The organism is Amycolatopsis sp. NBC_01488, assembly GCF_036227105.1.
GTDB lineage: Bacteria > Actinomycetota > Actinomycetes > Mycobacteriales > Pseudonocardiaceae > Amycolatopsis.
On sequence record NZ_CP109434.1, the window covers coordinates 319674 to 344246 of the forward strand.

Genomic DNA, 24573 nt, shown 5'->3' on the forward strand with positions numbered 1-24573 from the left:
CTCGCACGAAGCACGACCACCAGGAGAAAACGGAGGGCGGCGACCATGAGTCGGGGCGAATGGTCGGTCGGCTGCCGGGATCTGGCCGGCAGGCGCAGGGACGTGACGGTGTTCGTCAGTCAGGACAAGGTGGTGCTGGTCGCGCCGCCGGGCGAGGCGGCCGTACTCGGGCCGCTCGACGTCGGACGGCTGCGGGCCGCCCTGCGCGACGCCGTCGTGGCGACGGCCGACGAGACGACCGAAACCTGACAACTACCGTTCCTACTTGTCAGTAGGTTAGAGTCGGCCCGACGACGGAAGGGACCGGCCATGACGACCTACTTCGTGACGGGCGCGACGGGCTTCATCGGGAAACGCCTGGTCGCCCGCCTGCTGCGGCGACCGGAGACGTCCGCCGTGTACGCCTTGGTCCGCGAAACCTCCCGCGAGCGCCTGACCACCCTGGCCCAGGACCGGCCGGACGCGGACAAGCTCCACCCGGTGGTCGGCGACCTCGCCGAACCCCGCCTCGGCGTCGACCCGGCCGAGCTGGAGCACCTCGACCACGTCGTCCACCTCGCCGCGATCTACGACCTCACCGCCGATGCGGACGCCAACCGGCGCGCCAACGTCGACGGCACCCGCCACCTGCTCGCCTTCGCCGCCGCGGCCGGCGCGGGGCTGGTGCACCACGTGTCCTCGATCGCCGTCGCGGGCGACCACGCGGGGCGCTTCACCGAGGCCGACTTCGACCTCGGCCAGCACTTCGGCTCGCCGTACCACGCGACGAAGTTCCAGGCCGAGAAGCTGGTCCGCGAGCAGTCCCTGCCCTGCCGCGTCTACCGGCCCTCGGCCGTCGTCGGCGACTCGCGCACCGGCGAGATGGACAAGGTCGACGGCCCGTACTACTTCCTCCCCGCCATCTCGCGGCTGGCGGCGCTGCCCGCGCGGCTCCCCCTCGCCGCGCCCGGCCTCGGCGCGACGAACCTGGTGCCGGTCGACTACGTCGTCGAGGCGATGGAATTCCTGATGCACCGGGACGCGCCGTCCGGGGCGACCTACCACCTCGCCGCCGCGCGGCCGCAGTCGCTCAACTCCGTCTACAACGCCTTCGCGCGCGCCGCGGGCGGGCCGACGATCCGGGCCGTGCTGCCCGCGCGGGCGTCCGGGGTCGTGCGGCGCGTCGGCGCCCGGCTGGCCCACGCGGCGGCTTCGGGCGTCGATCGCCTGCCCGGCGGCCGGGCCACTCGCGCGGCCGTCCTGGAGGAGCTGGGCGTTCCCCTCGACGTGCTGCCGCACCTGAGCATGGACGTCGTCTTCGACACCGCGCGCACCACGACCGCGTTGTTCGGCAGCGGCATCGAGCTGCCGGAGCTGCGGGACTACGCGGCGCCGCTCTACCGGTACTGGCAGGCCCACCTCGACCCCGACCGCGCCCGGCGCCGGCCCGGCTTGGCCGGGCGGACGGTGCTGATCACCGGCGCGTCGTCCGGGATCGGGAGGGCGTCGGCGCTCGCTTTGGCCCGCAAGGGTGCGAAGGTGATCCTCGTCGCCCGGCGCGTTTCGGAACTCGACGAAGTCCGCGACGAGATCACCGCGGCCGGCGGTGCCGCGGCGGCGTACCCGTGCGACCTCACCGACGGCGACGCCGTCGACGCGCTGGTCAAGGACGTGCTCGGCGAGCACGGCGCGGTCGACGTGCTGGTGAACAACGCCGGCCGGTCGATCCGGCGCTCGGTCGCGCTGTCCACGGAACGCTTCCACGACTACGAGCGCACGATGGCGATCAACTACTTCGGACCGGTGCGGCTGATCCTCGGTTTCCTGCCGTCGATGGCGCAGCGGCGGTTCGGCCACGTCGTCAACGTCACGACCCAGGGCCTGCAGACCGACACCCCGCGCTTCTCGGCGTACCTGGCGCCGAAGGCGGCGCTGGAGGAGTTCGCGCTCGTGGCCGGGCGCGAGACGCTCTCGGACGGCGTCACGTTCACCTCCGTGCGGATGCCGCTGGTGCGGACGCCGATGATCGCGCCGACCGGCTACCGCGGCATCCCGTCGAGCAGCCCGGAGCGCGCGGCCGCGCTCGTCGTGAAGGCGTGCGAGGAGCGGCCGGAGATCCTCAGCCTGCCCGAAGGCCGGGCGGCCGAGCTGGCGACGCTCGTCGCGCCGCGGCTCGCGCGGTTCGCCGCGCACCTGGCCTACCGGGCGATGCCGGAGTCCGCGCCCGAGGCCCGCGACCTCCCGCGCCGGCCCGCGCCGGCAGCGGTCGCGGCGGCGGTGACCCGCTCATTCTGGCGCCGTCGTGCTTGATCTCCGCGAATTCCGCCGAAACGCTGGATCCGGAGACGACGGTACTTCTACCCTCGCGCGAGTCCCGTACACCGGTACGGGCGTGAACTGGGGAGTTCGGAATGCGCGAACGCAGCACTGGGGACCGATCCGCCGTGGCCGACGAAACGGCCGCCATCGGCACGGCCAGGTAGCACCGGCGCAGGTCGGCGGTCGTGAGTGAGAAACAGTGCTAGAACACGGTTTCTCACTCACGACCGGCTGCGGCAGACCGGCTGAGCGGGGCCGGACCGCGGGGGCCGGGTGGTGCTGTCCATGCCGGTGACGGTCCCGGCCGCTACCATCGCTTCCCGGGCGTGATCGGGAGCGGAAGGCGGGCAGGCGTGGACGTGGCGAGTCCTCCGCGCGCCGCCGCGCCCGAGCCCGTAACCGTTAAACCGCGCCGGCCGCTGCTGCGCTGGGGCGTCCACGCCTGCTGGGTGGTGCTGCTCGCCCTCGCCACCGAACTGCGCGTCGGCCGCTTCGGGTTCCACCCCTCCGACCAGGGCTTCATCCTCGCCCAGGCCTGGCGCGTGCTGCACGGCGAAGTCCCGCACGCCGACATCATCTCCGCTCGCCCGCTCGGGTCCGCGGTGCTGCACGTCGTGGACTACGCCCTGCCGATGCCGCTGTTCTTCGGGTCGAGCTTCCTCTCGATGATCGAGATCATCGTCGCCACCATCGCCTTCGCCGCGCTCGTCACGCGCCGCCGGGTGCTCGACTGGGGCCCGGGCATGACCGCGATGGTCGCGGCGGCGTCGCTGATCAACCTCAACGCCTTCCCGCTGATGGCCTGGCACACCGTCGACGGCATCGCGCTCACCGCGTGCGGCGCGTGGGCGCTGGACACGGGACTGAGCAAGGGCCGCACCCTCGCCCGCCGCGGCGGGTTGGTGCTGCTCGGCTGCGCGGTGTTCGTCAAGCAGAGCTTTGCGCTGGCCGCGGTGATCGGCGTGCTGTGGCTGCTGCTGCACCCCGCCACCCGCACCGGCACGCGGCGCGTCGTCCGGCTGCTCCTCGACCTCCTTGCGGTTGGCGTGCCCGGCCTGGCCTACGTCGCGTGGGTGAGCATCGGCGGGGGCTTCTCCGAGATGGTCGAGCAGCTGACCGGCGGCGTGCCCGCGTACGGCGAACGGCTGCTCGGGCTGTGGCTGGAAGACCCCGAGGTGCTGACCCGGGCGCCGGTGCGGGAGCTGAGCTTCTTCGCGGCCATCGCCGTCGTGCTGCTGGCCGTCCGGCTGCCCGGCGACCGGCTCGGCGCGGCCGGGCGGATCGCGTCCTGGGTGCTCGTGCTCGCCGGGGCGGCGGCGATCGTCTGGACGGTCGTCGACGGCCGGTTCACCGGCTCTTCGCGCTGGGCGGACGTGCTGTGGTGGATCGTCGCGGTGAGCGTGCCGGTCAACGCGGCGGTCACGCGGAAGGTGCCCCTGCCCGGGCTGCTCGTGCTCGCCACCGGGTTCATGACCAGCCTGTCCTGGGGCAACGACACGCCTACGTTGCTCACCGGCACCCTCGCGCTGACGGCGTTGCTGCTGCTGAGCCACGTCATCCCCCCGCGGCCGCGGCTGGCCCGCCGCTGGGTGACGGCGACGGCAGGCCTGACCGCGGTGGCGGTGTGCGGCTGGGTCGTCGTCGCGCGCCACGACCAGGCGGCCTACCTCGACCTCGGGCACGACCGGCTGACGGCGGACCTCGGCGACGTCAGCCCGGCGATGGCCGGCATCCGCACCAACCCCTCGACGTTCACTTACGTCCGGCAGATCCGCGACTGCCTGGACCGCTTCCCCGCCGCGAAGACGGCGATCCTGCCGGACAGCACGTTCGCCTACCCCGCCTTCGGCCTGCGCAACCCCTTCCCGCTGGAGTGGCCGCTGCCGCTGGAGATCGTCGGCGACGCGCCGCAGCAGATGCTCGCGAAGGCCGACGAGCTGAGCCGCGACGGCGGCTACCTGGTGCTGTTCGAGACGGATTCGATCCGGCAGCTCGCCACCGGCGGCCCGGTGCCGGAGTCGATCCCGGCCGACACCCCGGTGTTCGACTACCTGGGCCTGGAGAAGGCGATCCAGGCCCGGCTCACCGGCCGCGCGATCACCTGCGGCAGCTTCGTCGGGAAGTACGCGCCCTGACCCTGCTCGCCCCGGACCACCTCGAGCAGGCTCTCCGGGACGTCGTCGAGCGCGTCGAGCAGCATGCGCCGCAGCTCGCCGCGTTGGACCTCGGGACGGCCGCCGGTGCCGTCGTCGACCTTCTCGTATAGGAGGTTTGCGTCCCGGTCGAGGATCCGCATCGCCTGGCGACCGTCCAGGACGAGCCCGCGGAACTCGTCCACCAGGCCGGCGGTTTCGACGGCGAGCTGCCCGTTGTAGTCGTGGATGTCGAGCATCCCACCCTGCATGCGGGCCATCGGGGAGGTCTCGGCTTCGTAGACGGTGACCGGGACGCCGTGGACGTGCAGGACGCGCGCCAGGGTGAGGCCGCCGAGGCCGGCGCCGATGATCGTGCCGGTCATGGATGCTCCTTCGGTTCGTTTCGCGACAACCGAAGACTGGTGCGGGCCGCACACCGCACTGGCACCCGGTGTCAGTCGGCGAGCAGGTCGTCCGGGCTGCCGCTCGCCAGCATCGCCAAGACGTCGAGGGCCGCGGCCAGCGTCGTCACCGGCGGAGCGGACACGGCGACGCGCACGGCGTTCGGCGCTTGCCCCGGCAGGACGGCGAACGCCGCCGCCGGCAGCAGCGCGATCCCCCGGCGGGCCGCCGCAGCGACGAACGTCTCCGCCCGCCACTGCTCCGGCAGCTCCCACCAGCGGTGGTAGGACGCCGCGTCGCCGCTCGCGCCGGGCAGCTTCGCCCGCACCACCGATGCCCGCTCGGCGGCGTCACGGCGTTTCGCGGCTTCGACCTCGGCGAGGGTGCCGGTGACGATCCACTGTGTGGCCGCTTCGACGGCGAAGCGCGACGCGGCCCAGGCACCCGACCGCACCGACGACGCCAGCCGCGCGGCCCACGCGGGTGGCGGCACCAGGAAGCCGGCGGTCAGGCCGGGCGCGACGCGCTTGGAGAGGCTGTCGACGAACACCGTCCGCTCCGGCGCGTACGCGGCGAACGGGCGGACGTCGTCGCGCAGGAACGTGTAGATGCCGTCTTCGATGACCGGCAGGTCCAGCTGTCTGGTGACGTCGGCCAGCTCCTCGCGGCGCCGCTGGGGCATGGTCGTGCCGAGCGGGTTGTGGAGGGTCGGCTGGACGTAGAGGGCGCGCACCGGCCGGGCCGCGGCCAGTGCTCCGGGAACGAGGCCGTGCTCGTCGGTCTCGATCGGCACCAGCTCGACGCCCAGCCGGGCCGCGACGGCCTTCACCACGGGGTAGGTCAGCGCCTCGACCGCGAGCCGCTCCCCGACCGGCACGAACGCGGCGATCGCGGCCGCGATGCCCTGCCTGCCGTTGCCGGTGAAGAGGATCGTCGCGGGGTCCGGGTGCCAGTCACCGCGGGTGAGCAGCGTCGCCGCGGCGTCCCGGGCGGCGGGCGTGCCTGCGGCGCCGATCGGGTGCAGGGCCGCGGTCAGGACGTCTTCGCGGAGCAGGGGTTGCAGTGCTTGGGCGAGCTTCGCGGTCTGATCGGGCAGGACGGCGAAGTTGAGTTCGAGGTCGACACGTGCGTCCCCGGGTTCGGCGAGCGCGGGTTCGGGCGGCGGCTTCGCGGCCCGGACGAACGTCCCGCGACCGACCTCCCCGACGGCCAGCCCCCGCCGGGCCAGTTCGCCGTAGACACGGGCGGCGGTGGAGTTCGCAATGCCGCGCTGCCGCGCGAACCGACGTTGCGGCGGCAGCCGGTCCCCGGGCCGCAGCCGCCCGGCCTCGATGTCGGCGGCAAGGGCGTCCGCGACGACGCGGTAGTCGTCCATGTCCACCTTCGCTTCCCGCCCGGTACGCCGTCGGTGGGCATGATCGCACCTCCGGCGGACGGGGCGCGCGGGCAGACAGGGTCGGCCCGCGTGTCCGGAAGCGGAACTCGCGTGTTCAGAGACGGGACTCGCGTGATCGAAAGCGGAACTCGCGTGATCAGGAACGGGACTCGCGTGATCGAAAGCGGAACTCGCGTGTTTGGAGGGGCATCTCGCGTGATCCGCCGGGCATCTCTCGTGATTCGGGAGGCATCTCGCGTGATTGAGCGGGCATCGGCGTGATGCCCCGGCAATCACGGGTGATGCCCGTCGGGACACATGCGATGCCCCGCTGATCACGGGTGATGCCCCTTGGCGCACGCGCAGCGAAAGTCGCGTGCGCGGCGAGCGCAGGCAGGACCTGGTCGCCGAGATGACCGGGCTCCCGGTGCGCGACGCCACGTCCGCCGTCCCCCGGTGCCTCGGGTGCCTGGCCGCTAGATTGGCCGTGGAGGTGTCATGACCGACAAGACCTGGGCCGAAGTCGACGACTACTTCACCGGCGCGCTGCTCGCCCCCGATCCGGTGCTCGACGCCGCGCTCGCCGACTCGGCCGCCGCCGGGCTGCCGCGGATCGCCGTCGCGCCCAACCAGGGCAAGCTGCTGAACCTGCTGGCCCGCCAGTCCGGGGCCCGCTCGATCCTGGAGATCGGCACGCTCGGCGGCTACAGCACCATCTGGCTGGCCCGTGCGCTCCCGGCCGGCGGCAAGCTGGTGACCTGCGAATACGAGCCGCGGCACGCGGAGGTGGCGAGGGCCAACCTGGCGCGGGCGGGCTTCGGCGAAGACGTCGTCGAGATCAAGGTCGGCGCCGCGCTCGCCACGCTGTCGACGCTGACCGGGCCGTTCGACTTCATCTTCGTCGACGCGGACAAGAGCAACCTCGCGAACTACGTGCGCGCGTCACTCGAGCTGGCGCGGCCGGGCACGACGATCGTCGTGGACAACGTCGTGCGGCAGGGCCGGGTGCTCGACGCGGCGAGCACCGACCCGGACGTCCTGGGCGTCCGGGAGATGGTCGAGGTCCTCACCGCCGAGCCGCGGCTGGACGCGACCGCCGTCCAGACCGTGGGCGCCAAGGGGCACGACGGGTTCGTGCTGGCCCTGGTCCGCTGACTCACCGCGGCGGCCGCACCACCGCCGGCGGGGCGACGGCCACCGGCACGCCCTGGTGCGCCGCCGTCATGAACCCGCGCCAGACGTCGGCCGGGACGACGTCGCCCGTGAGCTTCGCGCCGTTCGCGTCCCGCAGCAGCCGTTCGTCGTCGGAGCCGATCCAGACCGCGGCGGCGAGCCGCGGGGTGTAGCCGACGGCCCAGGCGTCCTGGTTGTCCGGGCTGTTGCCGTGCTCGGCCTCGCCGGTGCGCAGCGCGGCCCCGGGGCCGTCCGTCAGCGTGCCGGTGACCTCCTGGGCGATGCGGCGGCTTTCGTCGCCGTCTTCGTCGAACGCGGGACGCGCGGTGTCGGTGTGCTCCCAGACGACCGCGCCGCTCTCGTCGCGCACCTTCGCCACCAGGTGCGGCGTGGTGCGGACGCCGTCGTCCGCGAAGGTCGCGTAGGCGCCGGCCAGGTCCAGCGGCCGAAGCGGGTACCGGCCGATCGCGATGCCCGGCCCGATGAGGAAGCCGTCCTTCTCGCGCATCGTCGGCGTGCCGTCGACGGTCTCGGGGATACCGGCCTGCCGCGCGGTCTCGCTCAGCGCGTCCGGACCGAGCTTCTTCGCCAGCGCGACGAACGGGCCGTCGGCGTGCGCGCGCATCGCCGCGCGCGGGCTGCACTTCAGGCCGCAGACGTCCGGGTACTTGAACTTCTCGCCGAGGAACTCCTGCTCCTCGGGTGCCGGGACCGGCACGTCCGGGCCGTAGCCGCGGCGCAGGGCGGCGGCGAGTGTGAACGGGTAGAACGCCGAACCCGCCGCGTGCGGAGTGCCGGCGTAGTCCCGGACGCCCTGGTCGCCGCCCTGGTAGACGCGGACGGCGCCGGTCTTCGGGTCGACGGCGACCACCGCACCGCGGAACTCCTTCGGCTCGCCCTTCAGCCTGTCCTGCAACGCTTTCCTCGCGGCGTCCTGCATGCCGCGGTCCAGCGTCGTCTCGACGGTCATGTTGCCCTGCTGAAGCCGGCCGAGCGGGAAACCGTCCTGCTCGAGCTCGGCCAGGACCTGCTGCTTGACATGGAATTCGTCGTAGGTGATGCGGCCGGCGCGGGTCTCCGACGGCGCCTGGATCTCGTCGCCGGGATAGGCCATCGGTTCGCCGGAGTTGACGTAGCCGCGGGCCACGAGCTTGTCGTGCACGTACTGCCAGCGCCGGGCGGCGTGCGCGTCGCCGGACGCGGCCGGGTCGTGCACCGACGGCGACTGGATCATCCCGGCGAGGAAGGCGGCTTCGCTCCAGGTGATCGAGTCGTCGAGCTTCTTGCCGAAGTAGGCGTTCATCGCCGCGGCAGGCCCGAACGTGCCGCGGCCGAAGGAGATGATGTTGACGTAGCTTTCGAAGATCTGCTCCTTGCTCTGCTCCTGCGTGATCTTCGTGGCCAGCACGAGCTCGGCGAACTTGCGCCCGAGCGTGGCGTCGTCGTCGCCGGTGGACTTCTTGATGTACTGCTGGGTGATCCCGGAGCCGCCGCCGACGCCGGTGAGGAACGCGCGGCCGATGCCGGTCGGGTCGAAGCCCTGGTTGTCCCAGAAGGTCGGGTCCTCGGTCGCGATGATGGCGTCACGCAGCTTCGCGGGCACCTGCGCGTAGGGCACGAACGTCCGGTCGCCGTCGGCCGGCAGGACCTTGAGCAGCGGCGACCCGTCCGAGTACTGCAGGACGACGGTCTTGTCGAGCCCGGCGAGGACGTCCTGCGGGCTGCGGACGTCGAGCACGAGGTAGGCGACCCAGAAGGCGATCAGCGGGACGCCGATGAGCAGCCCGACGCTCCAATAGCCGATCCGCCGGATCCGCCGCCACCGCCGTCGGCGCGGGGTGTCCGGCTTGGCGGGGGTTTCGTCTTCTTCCTCCGTCGGCAAGGTCACGAATGGGTGACGTCCGGACGGGTGAAGAAGTTCTGTGGAGAACCAACGAGGTTGTTCGAATCCTGTCAAGGCGCCGTCAGGCCAGGAACGCGCGCAGGAGCGACGCCGTGCCTTCGATGTGCTCGGCCATCGCCTGGCGTGCGGCGGGGGCGTCGCCGGCCAGGATCGCGTCGACGATCGCCTCGTGCTGGGCGTTGGAGTGTTCGAGGTTGGGCGGCAGCAGCGGGATCCGGTCGAGCAGCTGGTTGACGCGGGTACGGGCATCGGCCATCGCCGTGGTCAAGGAGCTGGACGCGGTCACCTCCGCGATCGCGAGGTGCAGCCGGGAGTCCTTGCGGCGGTAGTCGTCGAGGTCCGCGCCGGCGGCTTCGGCGAGCGTGCCGGTGAGGTGCTGCCGGTCGGCCGGGCTGAGCGAGCGGGCGGCGGCCATCTCCGCGACGCCCGTCTCCAGGACGTAGCGGAGGCTGAGGGCGTCCTCGAGCACAACGGCGTCGACCTTGCCCCCGGGTGAGCGTTCCGGCGGTCCGGGCAGGGTGTCGTGCACGAAAGTGCCGCCATAGCGCCCCCGCCGTGACTCCACGTAACCGGCGTCGGAGAGGGCCCGGATGGCTTCGCGGAGCGTGACGCGGCTGACCCCGAGACGCTCGGCGAGCTCCCGTTCCGACGGCAGCCGCTCCCCCGCGCCGACCACGCCGAGGCGGATGGCCTGGAGCAGCCGCTCGACGGTCTCCTCGAAGGCGTTGCCCGCACGCACCGGCCGGAACAGCGCTTCACCGGCATTCGCCACCGAGGTCGGTTCCATCCCGCGAGTTTAGGCCGCGCCGCGGGGCCCGGCGCCGCCGCGGCGCACCTTCGGAGTGGCCGCGGACGGTCGCTGTCGGTGACACTCGTGTTCGCGTGCGGAAAAACCGGTGGAACCGGACGGCCACGGTCGGCGACGATGGCACCACCGACACCGAACATCGACGCAGGGGGCGATCCGGTGCACTTCCTGATGGCTGAAGATCTGGTCCACGAGCGCGAGAACGAGCTACGCCACGGCGTCCGCAACGACCCCCCGGGCCGGGCGACGCCGAGCCGCAGCCCGGGAACGCGGAAGCAGCAGCTGGGCTGGCGCCTGGTGGAGGTGGGCCTGAGGCTGGCGGTGGAGGACGAAGACCGGCGGAACTGACGTAGCTTTCCCGGGAAAGCGCCGCCGGGTCAGCACTCGATGACGTTCACCGCCAGGCCACCCCGAGCCGTTTCCTTGTACTTCACGCTCATGTCCGCGCCCGTCTCGCGCATCGTCTTGATCGCCTTGTCCAGCGTCACCACGTGGCTGCCGTCGCCGCGCATGGCCATGCGGGCCGCGTGGATCGCCTTGGACGCTCCCACCGCGTTGCGCTCGATGCACGGGATCTGGACCAGGCCGCCGACCGGGTCGCAGGTGAGGCCGAGGTGGTGCTCCACCCCGATCTCCGCCGCGTTCTCCACCTGGGCCGGCGAGCCGCCGAGCACCTCGGTCAGGCCCGCCGCCGCCATCGCCGACGCCGAGCCGACTTCGCCCTGACAGCCGACCTCCGCGCCCGAGATCGAGCCCGTCTGCTTGAGGATCGAGCCGATCGCGCCCGCCGTGAGCAGGAACGTCACGATCCCGTCGTCGGTCGAGTGCCGGATGAAGCGCTGGTAGTAGTGCAGCACGGCCGGGATGATCCCGGCGGCGCCGTTGGTCGGCGCGGTGACCACGCGGCCGCCCGCCGCGTTCTCCTCGTTGACCGCCAGCGCGTACAGGCTCACCCAGTCCATCGCGTACAACGGGTCGTCCGCGCCGTCTTCGGCCAGGAGCTTCTCGTGCAACGCCTTCGCGCGTCGCGGCACCTTCAGGCCGCCCGGCAGGACACCTTCGTGCGTGCAGCCGTTGCGGACGCACTCCGCCATGACGGCCCAGATGTCCAGCAGCCCGGACCGCACCTCCGCGGCAGTGCGCCACGACAGCTCGTTCGCCAGCATGATCTCGCTGATGGGCAGGCCGGTGGCGGCGCAGTGCCCCAGGAGGTCAGCGCCGGTGCGGAACGGGTACGGCACCGGCGTCGAGTCCTCGACGAACACCGCGTCCGTCTCGTACGACTCGTCGCGGACGAACCCGCCGCCGACCGAGTAGTACGTGCGCTCCCGCACCAACGAGCCCGAGGCGTCGAACGCGCGGAACACCATGCCGTTCGGGTGCGCGGGCAGGGACTTGCGGCGGTGCATGGTGAGGTCGGTGTCCTCGTCGAACGCGATCTCGTGCGTGCCGCCCAAGAGCAACCTGCGGGACTCGCGGATTGCCGAGATGCGCCCGGGCACGGTGTCGGTGTCGATCTCTTCGGGACGTTCACCGGACAGCCCGAGCAGGACGGCTTTGTCGCTGCCGTGGCCGAAGCCGGTCGCGCCGAGCGAGCCGAACAGCTCGGCCTGCACGCGCGCGGTCCGGCCGAGGTCGTTGCCGAGTCCGTCCACAAAGGTCAGTGCGGCCCGCATCGGCCCGACGGTGTGGGAGCTGGACGGGCCGATGCCGATCGAAAACAGGTCGAAGACGCTGATCGCCATTGATCTGCCCCTTCCTATCGCGCCAGCAGGGAGCTGGCTTCTTGCGCGGCCGGGCCCTGGTCGGCGAGGTGCCGCAGGTTTTCCGGCAGCTCCTCTCCACGGTAACCCTTGGTCTGGGCGTAGAGCCGTCCCGCGCGGTAGGACGAGCGGACCAGCGGTCCCGCCATCACACCCGCGAAGCCCATCGCCTCCGCAGCCTGCGAATGCTCGACGAACTCCTCCGGCTTCACCCACCGATCCACCGGATGATGCCGAGCAGACGGACGCAGATACTGCGTGATCGTCAAGATCTCACAGCCCGCATCGACCAGATCCTGCATCGCCGGAGCCACCTCATCCGGCGTCTCACCCATGCCCAGAATCAGATTCGACTTCGTCACCAAACCGGCCGCACGCGCCGCCGTGATGACCTCCAACGACCGCGCATACCGGAACCCAGGACGGATCCGCTTGAAAATCCGCGGCACCGTCTCCACATTGTGGGCCAGCACCTCCGGCCGCGACCCGAACACCTCCGCCAACTGCTCCCGATCCGCGTTGAAGTCCGGAATCAGCAACTCCACACCCGTACCCGGGTTCAAAGCATGAATCTCCCGCACGGTCTCGGCATACAGCCACGCACCACCATCGTCCAGATCATCCCGCGCCACACCGGTGACCGTCGAATACCGCAAGCCCATCGCCTGCACCGACTCCGCCACCTTCCGCGGCTCACTACGGTCCAGCTCAGCAGGCTTACCCGTGTCGATCTGACAGAAATCACACCGACGCGTGCACTGATCCCCACCGATCAGGAACGTGGCCTCACGGTCTTCCCAGCACTCGTAGATGTTGGGACACCCCGCCTCTTCACACACCGTGTGCAAACCCTCACGGCGCACCAAACCCTTGAGCTCGGTGAACTCCGGCCCCATCCGCACCCGCGTCTTGATCCACGGCGGCTTCTTCTCGATCGGCGTCTCACTGTTGCGAACTTCCAGACGCAGCAGCTTCCGGCCCTCGGGCAGCGCGCTCATCGCGAAAGGTCCGCGTACAACGGGTGCTTCGCGGCCAGTGCCTCGACGCGGTCGCGCAGCTTCGAGCGCAGGGCGTCGTCGAAGTCCGGTTTGAGCGCCTCGGCGATGACGTCGGCGACCTCGGTGAAGTCCTCGGCCTGGAACCCGCGGGTGGCGAGCGCCGGCGTGCCGATGCGCAGGCCCGACGTGATCATCGGCGGGCGCGGGTCGAACGGGACGGCGTTGCGGTTGACCGTGATGCCGACCTCGTGCAGCCGGTCCTCGGCCTGCTGGCCATCCAAAGTGGACTGGACGAGGTCGACGAGCACCAGGTGGACATCGGTGCCGCCGGTCAGGACCCGCACCCCGGCGTCGGCGCAGTCCGACTGCGACAGCCGCGCGGCGAGGATCCGCGAGCCTTCGAGGGTCCGTTCCTGACGCTCGCGGAACTCGTCGCTCGCGGCGATCTTCAACGCGACGGCCTTGGCCGCGATGACGTGCTCCAGCGGGCCGCCCTGCTGACCCGGGAACACCGCCGAGTTGATCTTCTTCGCCAGGTCTTGGCGGCACAGGATCAGGCCACCGCGCGGGCCGCCGAGGGTCTTGTGCGTGGTCGTGGTGACGATGTCGGCGTGCGGCACCGGCGACGGGTGCAGCCCGGCCGCGACCAGCCCGGCGAAGTGCGCCATGTCGACCATCAGCCGCGCGTCTACGAGATCGGCGATCCGGCGGAACTCGGCGAAGTCCAGCTGACGCGGGTACGCGGACCAGCCGGCGATGATCAGCTTCGGCTGGTGCTCGACGGCCAGGCGCTCGATCTCCGCGAGGTCGACGATCCCGGTCTCTTTGTCGACGTGGTAGGCGACGACGTTGTAGAGCTTGCCCGAGAAGTTGATCTTCATCCCGTGCGTCAGGTGGCCGCCGTGCGCCAGGTCGAGCCCGAGGATCGTGTCGCCCGGCTTGAGCACCGCGAACATCGCGGCCGCGTTGGCCTGCGCGCCCGAGTGCGGCTGGACGTTGGCGTGCTCGGCGCCGAACAGGGCCTTCGCGCGGTCGATGGCGAGCTGCTCGACGACGTCGACGTGCTCGCAGCCGCCGTAGTAGCGGCGGCCGGGGTAACCCTCGGCATACTTGTTGGTCAGCACCGAACCCTGCGCCTCGAGCACGCCCACGGGCGCGAAGTTCTCGGAGGCGATCATCTCCAGGGTCGACTGCTGGCGGGTCAGTTCGTCGGCGACGGCCGCGGCGACCTCGGGGTCGACTTCGGACAGGTGCTGGTCGAACGTCGTCATCAGTTCTCCTGGGTGAGCGCGGCGTACGCGGCGGCGTCGAGCAGTTCCGGCACGTCCCCGGTCAGGCGCACCTTGAGCAGCCAGCCTTCCGTGTAGGGGTCCGAGTTGATGACCTCGGGGGTGTCCGAAGTGGCGCCGTTCACCTCGACGACCTCGCCGGAGACCGGCGCGTACAGCTCGCTGACCGACTTGGTCGACTCGACCTCGCCGAACACCTCGCCCGCGGTCACGGTCGCGCCGGCGTCGGGCAGCTGGACGAACACGATGTCACCGAGCGACTCGGCGGCGAAGGCGGTGATGCCCACGGTCGCGACGCCGTCTTCGACGGACAGCCACTCGTGTTCCTTGGTGTACTTCAGGTTCTCGGGGATGCTCACAGCTGGGAGTCCTTACGCGCGGGAGTAGAAGGGCAGGGCGACGACCTCGACGGGCTCGATCCTGCCCCGGATGTCGACGGACAGCTCGGTGCCGGGCTCGGCGTACGCCCGATCGACGTACGCCATGGCGATCGGGTAACCCAGCGTGGGCGACAGCGCGCCGCTGGTCACCTCACCGATCTCGGTGCCCTCGGCCAGCACCGCGTAGCCGTGCCGCGGCGCGCGGCGACCAGCTCCGCGAAGACCGACCCGTACGCGGGGGACGTCCTGCTTGGACCGCTCCTCGAGGGCCGCGCGGCCGACGAAGTCGCCCGGCTTCTCGAACTTGACGACCCGGCCGAGCCCCGCCTCGAACGGGCTCTGCTCGACGGTGAGTTCGTTGCCGTACAACGGCATCCCGGCTTCGAGGCGCAGCGTGTCGCGGCAGGCGAGCCCGGCCGGGACCAGACCGTGGGGCTCCCCCGCCTCCAGCAGCAGCCGCCACAACGCGGGTGCCTCGTCCGCGTCGACGAACAGCTCGAAGCCGTCTTCGCCGGTGTAACCGGTGCGGGCGAGCAGGACGTCGTGGCCCTTCACCGACGCCGGGACGCTGGCGTAGTACTTCAGCGCGTCCAGGTCGGCGTCGGTGACGGCGCCGAGGATCTCGACGGCCTTCGGGCCCTGGACGGCGATCAGCGCAGTCGTCTCGCTGCGGTCGTCCACGACGGCGTCGAAGCCCGCGACCCGCTCGGCGAGAGCGTCCGCGACGACCTGGGCGTTGCCCGCGTTGGCGACGACGAGGTAGTGCTCGTCGGCCAGGCGGTAGACGACGAGGTCGTCCAGGACACCCCCGGACTCATTGCAGATCATCGTGTACCGCGCCCGGCCCGGCTTGACGCCGGTCAGGTTGCCGACCAGCGCGAAGTCCAGGACGTCCGCCGCCTGCTTGCCGGTGACGTGGATTTCGGCCATGTGCGAGAGGTCGAACAGCCCGGCCGCCTCGCGGACGGCCTTGTGCTCGGCCAGCTCGCTGGCGTAGCGGACCGGCATGGACCAGCCGGCGAAGTCGGTGAACAGCGCGCCGAGTCCCTTGTGGACTCCGTGCAGGGAGGTCTCTTTCGACACGTCGGGATCAGCCTTCGTAAGCGTTGAGGGGCGGGCAGGAGCACACGAGGTTTCGGTCGCCGCGGGCGCCGTCGATGCGCCGCACCGGCGGCCAGTACTTGTTCTTGCGCGAAACACCCGCCGGATACACGGCCAGCTCGCGGTCGTACGGCTTGTCCCACTCGCCGACCAGCGTCTCGGCGGTGTGCGGCGCCCCGCGCAGCGGCGACTCCTCCGCGCTCCAGCGGCCCTGCGCCACCTCGTCGATCTCCGCGCGGATGGCGATCATCGCGGCGATGAACCGGTCGATCTCGCCCAGGTCCTCCGACTCGGTCGGCTCGACCATGAGCGTCCCCGCGACTGGGAACGACATGGTCGGCGCGTGGAAGCCGTAGTCGATGAGCCGCTTCGCGACGTCGTCGACCGTCACGCCGGTCTCCTTGGTGATCTGCCGCAGGTCGAGGATGCACTCGTGCGCCACCAGGCCGTCCTGGCCGGTGTAGAGCACCGGGTAGTGCGGCGCCAGGCGCGAAGCAACGTAGTTCGCCGCCAGCACGGCGACCTTCGTGGCCGCGGTCAGGCCGGGTGCGCCCATCATCCGCACGTAGGCCCAGGAAATCGGCAGGATCGACGCCGAGCCGTACGGCGCGCCGCTGATCGGGCCGACGCCGGTCTCGGGACCCGCGGCCGCGAGCAGCGGGTGGTTCGGCAAGTAAGGCGCGAGGTGCGCGCGCACCGCAACCGGGCCGACGCCCGGGCCGCCACCGCCGTGGGGGATGCAGAACGTCTTGTGCAGGTTCAGGTGCGAGACGTCGCCGCCGAACTCGCCCGGCTTGGCCAGGCCCAGCAGAGCGTTGAGGTTCGCGCCGTCGACGTACACCTGGCCGCCGCCGTCGTGGACGATCTTGGCCAGCTCGTCGATGTCGTGCTCGTACACGCCGTGGGTGGACGGGTAGGTGACCATGATCGCGGCGAGCGTGTCGCGGTGGGTGTCCACCTTGGACCGCAGGTCGACCAGGTCGACGTTGCCTTCGTCGGTGCACTTGACCACGACCACGCGCATCCCGGCGAGCACCGCGGACGCGGCGTTGGTGCCGTGCGCGGACGACGGGATCAGGCAGACGTCGCGGGCGTCGTCGCCGTTGGCGCGGTGGTAGGCGCGGATCGCGAGAAGCCCGGCCAGCTCGCCCTGGCTGCCCGCGTTCGGCTGCAGCGACACCTTGTCGTAGCCGGTGACCTCGGCCAGCCAATCGGCCAGCTGCCCCACGAGCGTGTGGTAGCCCGCAGCGTCTTCGGCCGGCGCGAACGGGTGGATGCCCGCGAACTCGCGCCAGCTGATCGGCTCCATCTCGGTGGTGGCGTTGAGCTTCATCGTGCAGGAGCCGAGCGGGATCATGCCGCGGTCGAGCGCGTAGTCCTGGTCGGACAGCCGGCGCAGGTAACGCAGCATCGCCGTCTCGGAGCGGTGGGTGCCGAAGACCCCGTGGCCCATGAAGCCGCTCTCGCGGGCCAGGCCATTCGGCAACGCGACGCCGTCGCCGGCCTCGTCCTCGACGCCGAACGCGCGCAGGACCTTCGCGGCGATCGCGGGCGTGCTGACCTCGTCGAAGGCGACGCGGACGTGGTCGGCGTCGACGTGACCGAGGTTGATCCCGGCCTCGCGCGCCGCGGCGTGGACCTCGGCGGCCTGGCCCGGGACGCGCGCGACGACCGTGTCGAAGAAGGACTCGTGGACGACCTCGACGCCGGTCTTGCGAAGAGCATCTGCGAAGCCCGCGGCGAGGCCGTGGACGCGCTGGGCGATCTTCTTCAGGCCGTCCGGACCGTGGTAGACCGCGTACATCGCGGCGAGCACGGCCGGGAGGACCTGCGCGGTGCAGATGTTGGACGTCGCCTTCTCGCGGCGGATGTGCTGCTCCCGCGTCTGCAGCGCGAGGCGGTAGGCGGGGTTGCCGTCGGCGTCGACCGAGACGCCGACCAAGCGGCCGGGCAGCGACCGCTCGAGCCCGGCGCGGACCGATATGTACCCGGCGTGCGGGCCGCCGTAGCCGAGCGGGACGCCGAAGCGCTGCGTCGACCCCGCGGCGACGTCGGCGCCGAACTCGCCGGGGGCGGTGATCAGCGTCAGCGAGAGCAGGTCGGCGGCGACGGTGAACAGCGCGCCCGCGGCCTTCGCCGACTCGGAAATCGCGTGGTAGAAGCCACGGCCGCGCAGCACGCCGGACGCGCCCGGGTACTGGACGACGACGCCGAAGAAGTCGTCCGGCAGGCCGGTGAGCAGGTCGCGGACCTCGACCTCGATGCCCAGCGCCTCGACGCGGGTGCGCACGACGGCGATCGTCTGCGGCAGGCACTCGGCGTCGAGCACGACCTTGTTCGACTTCGACTTGGACGCGCGGCGCATCAGCGTGACGGCCTCGGCGACGGCCGTCGACTCGTCCAGCAGGGACGCGTTCGCGGTGGCCAGGCCGGTCAGATCGGCGACCATCGTCTGGAAGTTGAGGAGCGCTTCGAGCCGGCCCTGGGAGATCTCCGGCTGGTAGGGCGTGTACGCGGTGTACCAGGCCGGGTTCTCGAGGACGTTGCGGCGGATGACGCCGGGCGTGACGGTGTCGGAGTAGCCCAGGCCGATCATCTGCGTCATCGGCCGGTTGCGCGCGGCGAGGGCGCGCAGCTCCGCGGTGGCGTCCTCTTCGGACGCGGCGGGCGGGAGCCGCAGGTCAGCGGTGGCGCGGATGGCGCTGGGCACGGCCGCGCCGACCAGGGCGTCCAGGCTGCCGTAGCCGCACTCGGCCAGCATCTTCGCGCGTTCGGCCTCGGACGGGCCGATGTGGCGGGCGTCGAACTGCGTGGAAGTGATGGGGAGCTCCTCGGGCCTGGGCACACAGCGGTGCGCTGGGAACTCCCCCTCTGTCATGGCACCTGAGAGTTTCACCGCGTGCGACGCGGCTTTCACCTTGGGTGAGGCGCGGGTGCGCCTGCTTTCCAGAGTGGCCTCGCGCGAAGCGGTAACAGGTACCTGAGAGATTCTGGGGAGTTTGCTCCTTCGGTGCCCCACTGACTTCGTGAGGGCTCTCCCGCCTCGGCTCGACGGCCCGATCTGCAGTTGTGGCGGCTACGGTACCCGCCGGGTTCGAGGTCCGTCTACTTCACCCGGGCAACGCCACATCACCGTTCGAGCGCGGTTCGACCCGCGACCCGCCGCACCACGCGCCCGGCCAGCGCCGGTGGCCGCCGGACCCGGCCCGAGGGCAGGACCAGGCGTTTCAGCGGGCCACCCAGCGGCACCAGCGGGTGCCCGGCGCCCAGCAGCACCTGCTCGACGATCTGCTCGGCGAACCACGCCACCGAGTCGTTGAGCCGGTCGAGCGAAGGACGGTCACCGTCGAAGACGTCCTCGTCGGCGAGCGTCACGTCGAAGTACGCGCAGTCCGGCGAGACCGAGATCGCTTCCTCGATCGCCCGCGCTCCCTCCAACGGGTCCGCGAAGCCGGCTTCGAGCAGCGGCTCGCGGTAAATACGCGCTGCCCGCTCGCGCATGCGGGGGCCGTAGCGGACGACGACGGGGAGCCGTCCGGTCAGGTCGGGCACGGCCAGGCCGTGCAGCAGCATGATCGGCGGCACCGAGTGCACCAGCCGCGGCGCGGGCGCGGCCAGCTCGCGGGCGGTGATCCGGACGCGGTCGGCCATCGCGTCCGGGAGGCCGAAGTAGCGGAAGTCGACGTTGCCGAACCCGAGGCCGTCGGCGACCAGCGACGCCAGCAGCTCGCCGTACCCCCAGATCGGCGACAGCACCACGACCGGCGGCGCGGCAACCACCGGCGACGACGCGGGCGGCCGCGTCGCCTCCTGCTCGGGCACCTGGATGACCAGCCGCGGCGGCTGGTGCCAGTCGTGCACCTCGGCCACCCGCCAGTAGAGCCCGAGCGGGCGCCACAGCTCGCCGAGGATGTCGTGCTCGACGATCCGCCGCACCTCGGCGTCGTCGTGGGGAAAGCCCTGCGGCGGCACGATCCCGACGTAGTGGTGGTAGGTGACGCGGACCTCGTCGCCGCGGGTGGCGGAGCGGATCCGCATCTCCCAGTCGATCGGCGACGCGGCGATGGCGTTGGCCACCTGCGTGCCGGGCGAGGAGTAGACGAGGGCGGTGGCCTGCCGGAGGAACTGCCCGGCCTGGTCGATGCCTTCCCGCAGCGCCTTCGCGGCCTGCGCGACGTGCACCGGGCTGGCGAGGCTGTCCGGAAGCACCCCGGCGACGCGCAGCAGCTCGGCCTCGCCGAGGCCGGTGACCTCGGCGAGTTGAGCCCAGTGGTCGAAGACGGTCACCTTCGGCGCGTGCCGGTGTTCGATCCAGCTCCGCAGCGTCGACGTGGGGACGCCGATGCGTCTGGCGGCCTCGTCCAAGGAAAGCCCGCGGGAACGGATCCCGGCCCGGACCGCTTCCGCCCACTCGTCGGCGCGCCAGTGCGTCACCTCACAAAGCTAACGAAACCGGCTAGCTTTGCGCAGGGACAACCCGCCCGCACCGCATCGACGCTGGTCACCATGACCACCACCATCATCGCCCTGACGCTCATCGTCGGCGTCCTGACCTTCGCCGCCGGTGCGTTCCTCGCCTCGGAGATCGCCGTCCGCGTGCTGCGCCGCCGCGAGAAGCTCGTGTCCGAGGAGCGCAAGAAGCTCAACGCCGCCTGGAACTACCTGCGGGAGGTGTACGGCGTCAAGAAACCGACGCGCCGTTAGAGCGGGGTGACGTACGCGCCGGAGATGCCGCCGTCGACCAGGAACTGCGACGCCGTGATGAAGCTGGCGTCGTCGCTGGCCAGGAACGCCACCGCGGCCGCGATCTCCGACGGCTCGGCGAACCGGCCGACCGGGACGTGGACCAGGCGCCGCGCCGCGCGTTCCGGGTCCTTCGCGAACAGTTCCTTGAGCAGCGGCGTGTTCACCGGTCCCGGGCACAGCGCGTTGACGCGGATGTTCTCCCGCGCGAACTGGACGCCCAGCTCGCGGCTCATCGCCAGGACACCGCCCTTGGAAGCGGTGTAGGAGATCTGCGACGTCGCCGCGCCCATCACCGCGACGAACGACGCCGTGTTGATGATGGACCCGCGCCCCTGCCGCTGCATGTGCGGCAGGACGGACTTGCAGCAGTGGTACACCGACGTCAGGTTGACGCGCTGCACCCGCTCCCACGCCTCGATGCCGGTGGTCAGGATCGAGTCGTCCTCGGGCGGGGAGATGCCGGCGTTGTTGAACGCGACGTCGACCGAGCCGAACTGCTCGACCGTGCTGTGGAACAGGTTCTCGACCTGCTCGGCGTCGGTGACGTCGGTCTGGATGAACGCGCCGCCGACCTCGTCCGCGGCCGCCTTGCCCTCGGCCGGCGTCAGGTCGCCGATGACGACCTTCGCGCCTTCGCTCGCCAGGCGGCGGGCCGAGGCGAGCCCGATGCCGCTCGCGCCGCCGGTGATCACCGCGACGCGGCCTTCGAAACGCTGGACCATTACTCCTCCGTGCTCAGAAAGACGTTCTTGGTTTCGGTGAACGCCGCCGCGGCGTCGGGGCCCAGCTCGCGGCCGAGGCCGGACTGCTTGAACCCGCCGAACGGCGTCCAGTAGCGCACCGAAGAGTGCGAGTTCACCGACAGGTTGCCGGCCTCGACGCCGCGCGCCACGCGGAACGCGCGGCCGGCGTCGCGGGTCCAGATCGACCCGGACAGGCCGTACTCGGTGGCGTTCGCCATCCGGACGGCGTCGGCTTCTTCGGCGAACGGCACGACGGCGACGACCGGGCCGAAGACCTCCTCCGCCACGGCGGGGTGCCGCAGGTCGGGCGGGGTGAGGACGGTCGGCGGGAACCAGTAACCGGGGCCGCTCGGAGCACTGCCGCGGAACGCGACGGGCGCGTCGTCCGGCACGTACGACGCCACCTTCTCCCGGTGCGCGGCCGAGATCAGCGGCCCCATCTCGGTCTTCTCCTCGGCGGGGTCGCCGACGACGACGCCGTGCACCGCCGGTTCGAGCAGTTCCATGAACCGGTCGTACGCGCTGGCCTGCACCAGGATCAGCGACCGCGCGCAGCAGTCCTGGCCCGCGTTGTCGAAGACGCCGTAGGGCGCGGTCGCCGCGGCCTTCTCCAGATCGGAGTCGGCGAAGACGATGTTCGCGTTCTTGCCGCCCAGCTCGAGCGTCACGCGCTTCACCTGCGCCGCGCAGCCGGCCATGATCTGCTTGCCGACCTCGGTGGAGCCGGTGAAGACGACCTTGCGCACGCCCGGGTGGTCCACGAACCGTTGTCCGACGACGGATCCCTTGCCCGGCAGCACCTGGAAGACGTCCTCCGGGATGCCCGCCTCGCGCGCCAGCTCGCCCAGCCGGATCGCGGTCAGCGGCGTCAGCTCGGCGGGCTTGAGGACCACGGTGTTGCCGGCGGCGAGCGCGGGCGCGAAACCCCAGCCGGCGATCGGCATCGGGAAGTTCCACGGCACGATCACGCCGACCACGCCGAGGGGTTCCTGGAAGGTGACGTTGACCCCGCCCGGGACCGGGATCTGCTTGCCGATCAGGCGTTCCGGCGCGGCGGAGTAGTAATTGAGGACGTCACGGACGTTGCCCGCTTCCCAGCGCGCGTTGCCGATCGTGTGCCCGGAGTTGGCGACCTCCAGCCGCGCGAGGTGCTCGATGTCGGCGTCGACGGCGTCGGCGAAGCGGCGCAGCAGCCGCGCGCGGTCGCCGGGGGTGACGTCGCGCCACGCCGGGAACGCCGCCTGCGCGCGGGCGATCGCCGCGTCGGTCTCGTCGGCGCCGGCCAGCGGGACCGTCCGCACCACCTCCTCGGTGGCGGGGTTCAGGACGTCAAAGCTGCTGGTCATGCCCTCTCCTTGCTCGCGTCGACGAGGGCCGCGAAGAGCCGGACGTCGTCGCTGTCCTGCTCGGGGTGCCACTGCACGCCCAGCGTGAACTCGCCCGGTACCTCGGCGGCCTCGATCGTGCCGTCGGCGGCCCAGCCGACCGCCTCCAGGCCGGTACCGAGCCGGTCGATGGCCTGGTGGTGGTAGCAGAGCGTCTTGGTTTCGGTGCCGAGGATCGCCGCCGCCCGGCTGCCCTCGGCCAGCGTGACCGTGCCCCGGCCGAACGTCGCGGGCGCGGGCTGGTGCTCGGTGGTTTCCTGCGCTTCCGGCAGGTGCTGGACCAGTGTGCCGCCGAGGGCGACGCTCATCACCTGCAGGCCGCGGCACACGCCGAGCACCGGCTTGCCCGCCCTGCGCGCGGCTTCGAACAGGCCGAACTCGAACGCGTCCCGGTTCGGCCGCGTGTAGGTCGCCTGGTGCGGTTCCTGGTCGTAGCGCGCGGGTTCCACGTCCGCGCCGCCGGTGAGCACCAGTCCGTCCACAATGGACACAAGCCGGTCGAACGCGTCCGACACCGGCGGCAGCAGTACCGGGATGCCGCCGGCCGCGACGACGCAGTCGACGTAGAACCGGTGCAGCAGCACGGCTTCGGTCTCCCAGACCAGGAACTTCGCGGGTTCGAGGTAGCTGGTGAGGCCGATGACCGGCCGGTCGTCAGAGTCGCTCGAAGCCACGGACCAGCTCCCAGTCGGTGACGGCGGCGTTGTAGGCGTCCACCTCGATCTTCGCCGCGTTCAGGTAGTGCTCGACGACGTCTTCGCCGAACGCTTCGCGCGCCAGCTCGCTCCCCGCGAGCGCGGCGGCGGCTTCGGGCAGCGTGGTCGGGACGGTGCGTCGATCGGAGTGGTAGGCGTTGCCGGTGAAGGGCTCTTCCAGCTCCAGCTCGTTCTCGATGCCGTGCAGCCCGGCGGCGATCAGCGCGGCGACGGCCAGGTACGGGTTGACGTCCCCGCCCGGCACGCGGTTTTCGACGCGCAGCGACTCGCCGTGCCCGACGACGCGCAGCGCGCACGTGCGGTTGTCGGTGCCCCACGCGATCGCGGTCGGCGCGAAGCTGCCGGGCACGAACCGCTTGTAGGAGTTGACGTTCGGCGCGAGGAAGTACGTCAATTCGTGCAGCGCGGCCAGCTGGCCGGCGAGGAACTGCTCCATCAGCGTCGAGAAGCCGTGGTCGTGGTCGCCCGAAAGCACCGCGCGGCCTTCGGTGGAGCGCAGGCTGATGTGGATGTGGCAGGAGTTGCCCTCGCGCTCGTTGTACTTCGCCATGAAGGTGAGGCTCTTGCCCTCCTGCGCGGCGATCTCCTTGGCGCCGTTCTTGTAGACGCTGTGGTTGTCGCACGTGCTGAGCGCGTCGGTGTAGCGGAAGGCGATCTCCTGCTGGCCGGGGTTGCACTCGCCCTTGGCGGACTCGGGGTAGAGCCCGGCGCCGGCCATCTCGTTGCGGATGCGGCGCAGCAGCGGCTCGAGGCGCGCGGTGCCGAGCATCGAGTAGTCGACGTTGTACTGGTTGGCGGGCTTGAGGCCGTGGTAGCGCTTGTCCCACGCGGCTTCGTAGCTGTCGTCGAAGACGATGAACTCCAGCTCGGTCCCGACGTAGGCGGCGAGCCCGCGCTCGGCGAGCCGCTCGAGCTGACGGCGCAGGATCTGCCGCGGCGACATCGGCACCGGGCCGCCCTCGACGCGCTCGACGTCGGCCAGGACCAGCGCGGTGCCCTCGTGCCACGGGATCTCGCGCAGGGTTTCGAGGTCGGGCCGCAGCACGAAGTCGCCGTAGCCGCTCTCCCAGGAGGAGAGCGCGTAGCCGTCGACGGTGTTCATGTCGACGTCCACCGCGAGGAGGTAGTTGCACGCCTCGGTGGCGTGGCCGACGACCTCGTCCAGGAAGTACTCCGCCGAGCAGCGCTTGCCCTGGAGCCTGCCCTGCATGTCCGTGATCGCGACGAGCACGGTGTCGATCGTGCCCGCGTCCACCCGCGCCCGGAGCTCGTCGAGCGTGAGCATGCCTCGCCTGCGTGCCATCAGCCGCCCCAAAGGTTTGATGCGAATCCTTTGCGGGTCCTTCCTACCCGGTGAC

General features: G+C 71.4%; 20 protein-coding genes, 1 pseudogene and 1 riboswitch. Of the genes and pseudogenes, 6 read left to right on the forward strand and 15 right to left on the reverse strand.

Annotation, left to right across the window (positions count from 1 at the left end):
* Positions 1-45 precede the first annotated feature (45 nt).
* The 3 genes from OG738_RS01525 (at position 46) to OG738_RS01535 (ending at position 4433) form a co-directional block, all read left to right on the forward strand.
* Positions 46-249, forward strand: coding sequence for a hypothetical protein (locus tag OG738_RS01525; RefSeq protein ID WP_329050568.1), 204 nt, complete (start codon positions 46-48; stop codon positions 247-249).
* A gap of 60 nt (positions 250-309) precedes the next feature.
* Positions 310-2289, forward strand: a complete 1980-nt coding sequence (locus OG738_RS01530; protein ID WP_329050569.1) for an SDR family oxidoreductase — start codon at positions 310-312, stop codon at positions 2287-2289.
* Positions 2290-2651: 362 nt separating this feature from the next.
* Positions 2652-4433: a hypothetical protein gene (locus OG738_RS01535; RefSeq protein WP_329050571.1), complete on the forward strand. Its 1782-nt coding sequence runs from the start codon at positions 2652-2654 to the stop codon at positions 4431-4433.
* 47 nt (positions 4434-4480) lie between these two features.
* Here the strand turns inward: OG738_RS01535 and OG738_RS01540 are convergent.
* Together OG738_RS01540 and OG738_RS01545 are read right to left on the reverse strand one after the other, a co-directional pair.
* A pseudogene (locus OG738_RS01540) lies at positions 4481-4816 on the reverse strand (FAD-dependent oxidoreductase); the annotation flags it as partial.
* A gap of 71 nt (positions 4817-4887) precedes the next feature.
* Entirely contained in the window at positions 4888-6210 is a 1323-nt protein-coding gene (locus OG738_RS01545) for an aminotransferase-like domain-containing protein (protein WP_329050573.1), read from the reverse strand.
* Positions 6211-6708: 498 nt separating this feature from the next.
* Here OG738_RS01545 and OG738_RS01550 point away from each other — a divergent pair, with 498 nt between their 5' ends.
* Positions 6709-7365: an O-methyltransferase gene (locus OG738_RS01550; RefSeq protein ID WP_329050574.1), complete on the forward strand. Its 657-nt coding sequence runs from the start codon at positions 6709-6711 to the stop codon at positions 7363-7365.
* Position 7366: 1 nt separating this feature from the next.
* On the opposite strand, the gene OG738_RS01555 is transcribed toward OG738_RS01550, so the two are convergent.
* Together OG738_RS01555 and OG738_RS01560 are read right to left on the reverse strand one after the other, a co-directional pair.
* Entirely contained in the window at positions 7367-9271 is a 1905-nt protein-coding gene (locus OG738_RS01555) for a transglycosylase domain-containing protein (RefSeq protein WP_329050575.1), read from the reverse strand.
* Positions 9272-9347: 76 nt separating this feature from the next.
* Positions 9348-10073: a FadR/GntR family transcriptional regulator gene (locus OG738_RS01560; protein ID WP_329050576.1), complete on the reverse strand. Its 726-nt coding sequence runs from the start codon at positions 10071-10073 to the stop codon at positions 9348-9350.
* Positions 10074-10265: 192 nt separating this feature from the next.
* On the opposite strand from OG738_RS01560, the gene OG738_RS01565 reads away from it, so the two are divergent.
* Positions 10266-10442 carry a hypothetical protein gene (locus OG738_RS01565; RefSeq protein WP_329050577.1) on the forward strand — a complete coding sequence of 59 codons (177 nt, stop codon included), beginning with the start codon at positions 10266-10268 and terminating at the stop codon, positions 10440-10442.
* A 29-nt stretch (positions 10443-10471) separates the two neighbouring features.
* Here the strand turns inward: OG738_RS01565 and OG738_RS01570 are convergent, their stop codons facing one another.
* From OG738_RS01570 to OG738_RS01600, 7 genes are all read right to left on the reverse strand, one after another.
* Positions 10472-11839 carry an L-serine ammonia-lyase gene (locus tag OG738_RS01570; protein ID WP_329050578.1) on the reverse strand — a complete coding sequence of 456 codons (1368 nt, stop codon included), beginning with the start codon at positions 11837-11839 and terminating at the stop codon, positions 10472-10474.
* A gap of 14 nt (positions 11840-11853) precedes the next feature.
* Complete coding sequence (gene lipA, locus OG738_RS01575) at positions 11854-12855, reverse strand: lipoyl synthase (RefSeq protein ID WP_329050580.1); 1002 nt, start codon at positions 12853-12855, stop codon at positions 11854-11856.
* Entirely contained in the window at positions 12852-14126 is a 1275-nt protein-coding gene (gene glyA / locus OG738_RS01580) for a serine hydroxymethyltransferase (RefSeq protein WP_329050582.1), read from the reverse strand. The genes lipA and glyA overlap by 4 nt, the downstream gene beginning before the upstream one ends.
* Positions 14126-14503, reverse strand: a complete 378-nt coding sequence (gene gcvH, locus OG738_RS01585) for a glycine cleavage system protein GcvH (protein WP_329050584.1) — start codon at positions 14501-14503, stop codon at positions 14126-14128. Before gcvH ends, glyA begins: the two co-directional genes overlap by 1 nt.
* Before the next feature lie 12 nt (positions 14504-14515).
* Positions 14516-15607, reverse strand: coding sequence for a glycine cleavage system aminomethyltransferase GcvT (gene gcvT, locus OG738_RS01590; protein WP_329050585.1), 1092 nt, complete (start codon positions 15605-15607; stop codon positions 14516-14518).
* Positions 15608-15614: 7 nt separating this feature from the next.
* Positions 15615-18446, reverse strand: coding sequence for an aminomethyl-transferring glycine dehydrogenase (gene gcvP, locus OG738_RS01595; protein WP_442875923.1), 2832 nt, complete (start codon positions 18444-18446; stop codon positions 15615-15617).
* Between the two features lie 136 nt (positions 18447-18582).
* A riboswitch (glycine riboswitch) is annotated at positions 18583-18676 on the reverse strand.
* A 78-nt stretch (positions 18677-18754) separates the two neighbouring features.
* Complete coding sequence (locus OG738_RS01600; protein ID WP_329050588.1) at positions 18755-20059, reverse strand: helix-turn-helix domain-containing protein; 1305 nt, start codon at positions 20057-20059, stop codon at positions 18755-18757.
* Between the two features lie 72 nt (positions 20060-20131).
* Here OG738_RS01600 and OG738_RS01605 point away from each other — a divergent pair, with 72 nt between their 5' ends.
* A complete protein-coding gene (locus OG738_RS01605) occupies positions 20132-20329 on the forward strand; it encodes a hypothetical protein (RefSeq protein WP_329050590.1) in 198 nt (65 codons plus the stop codon).
* Here OG738_RS01605 and OG738_RS01610 read toward each other — a convergent pair.
* Genes OG738_RS01610 through OG738_RS01625 form a run of 4 tightly spaced genes read right to left on the reverse strand, consistent with a single transcriptional unit; the run spans position 20326 to position 24500 of the window.
* Positions 20326-21093, reverse strand: coding sequence for a 3-oxoacyl-ACP reductase (locus tag OG738_RS01610; protein ID WP_329050592.1), 768 nt, complete (start codon positions 21091-21093; stop codon positions 20326-20328). The genes OG738_RS01605 and OG738_RS01610 overlap by 4 nt on opposite strands.
* Positions 21093-22460: an aldehyde dehydrogenase family protein gene (locus OG738_RS01615; protein WP_329050593.1), complete on the reverse strand. Its 1368-nt coding sequence runs from the start codon at positions 22458-22460 to the stop codon at positions 21093-21095. Before OG738_RS01615 ends, OG738_RS01610 begins: the two co-directional genes overlap by 1 nt.
* Positions 22457-23173, reverse strand: a complete 717-nt coding sequence (locus OG738_RS01620) for a gamma-glutamyl-gamma-aminobutyrate hydrolase family protein (RefSeq protein WP_329050595.1) — start codon at positions 23171-23173, stop codon at positions 22457-22459. The genes OG738_RS01615 and OG738_RS01620 overlap by 4 nt, the downstream gene beginning before the upstream one ends.
* Entirely contained in the window at positions 23154-24500 is a 1347-nt protein-coding gene (locus OG738_RS01625; protein WP_329056509.1) for a glutamine synthetase family protein, read from the reverse strand. The genes OG738_RS01620 and OG738_RS01625 overlap by 20 nt, the downstream gene beginning before the upstream one ends.
* Positions 24501-24573 lie beyond the last annotated feature (73 nt).

Bases quoted from the DNA above. Each gene is read 5' to 3' on its own strand.
- OG738_RS01525 (WP_329050568.1), top strand. From the start codon at position 46: ATGAGTCGGGGCGAATGGTCGGTCGGCTGCCGGGATCTGGCCGGCAGG.
- OG738_RS01565 (WP_329050577.1), top strand. From the start codon at position 10,266: ATGGCTGAAGATCTGGTCCACGAGCGCGAGAACGAGCTACGCCACGGC.
- OG738_RS01615 (WP_329050593.1), bottom strand. From the start codon at position 22,460: ATGACCAGCAGCTTTGACGTCCTGAACCCCGCCACCGAGGAGGTGGTG.
- OG738_RS01550 (WP_329050574.1), top strand. From the start codon at position 6,709: ATGACCGACAAGACCTGGGCCGAAGTCGACGACTACTTCACCGGCGCG.
- lipA (WP_329050580.1), bottom strand. From the start codon at position 12,855: ATGAGCGCGCTGCCCGAGGGCCGGAAGCTGCTGCGTCTGGAAGTTCGC.
- OG738_RS01570 (WP_329050578.1), bottom strand. From the start codon at position 11,839: ATGGCGATCAGCGTCTTCGACCTGTTTTCGATCGGCATCGGCCCGTCC.
- OG738_RS01545 (WP_329050573.1), bottom strand. From the start codon at position 6,210: ATGGACGACTACCGCGTCGTCGCGGACGCCCTTGCCGCCGACATCGAG.
- OG738_RS01605 (WP_329050590.1), top strand. From the start codon at position 20,132: ATGACCACCACCATCATCGCCCTGACGCTCATCGTCGGCGTCCTGACC.
- OG738_RS01625 (WP_329056509.1), bottom strand. From the start codon at position 24,500: ATGCTCACGCTCGACGAGCTCCGGGCGCGGGTGGACGCGGGCACGATC.
- OG738_RS01530 (WP_329050569.1), top strand. From the start codon at position 310: ATGACGACCTACTTCGTGACGGGCGCGACGGGCTTCATCGGGAAACGC.
- OG738_RS01560 (WP_329050576.1), bottom strand. From the start codon at position 10,073: ATGGAACCGACCTCGGTGGCGAATGCCGGTGAAGCGCTGTTCCGGCCG.
- OG738_RS01610 (WP_329050592.1), bottom strand. From the start codon at position 21,093: ATGGTCCAGCGTTTCGAAGGCCGCGTCGCGGTGATCACCGGCGGCGCG.
- glyA (WP_329050582.1), bottom strand. From the start codon at position 14,126: ATGACGACGTTCGACCAGCACCTGTCCGAAGTCGACCCCGAGGTCGCC.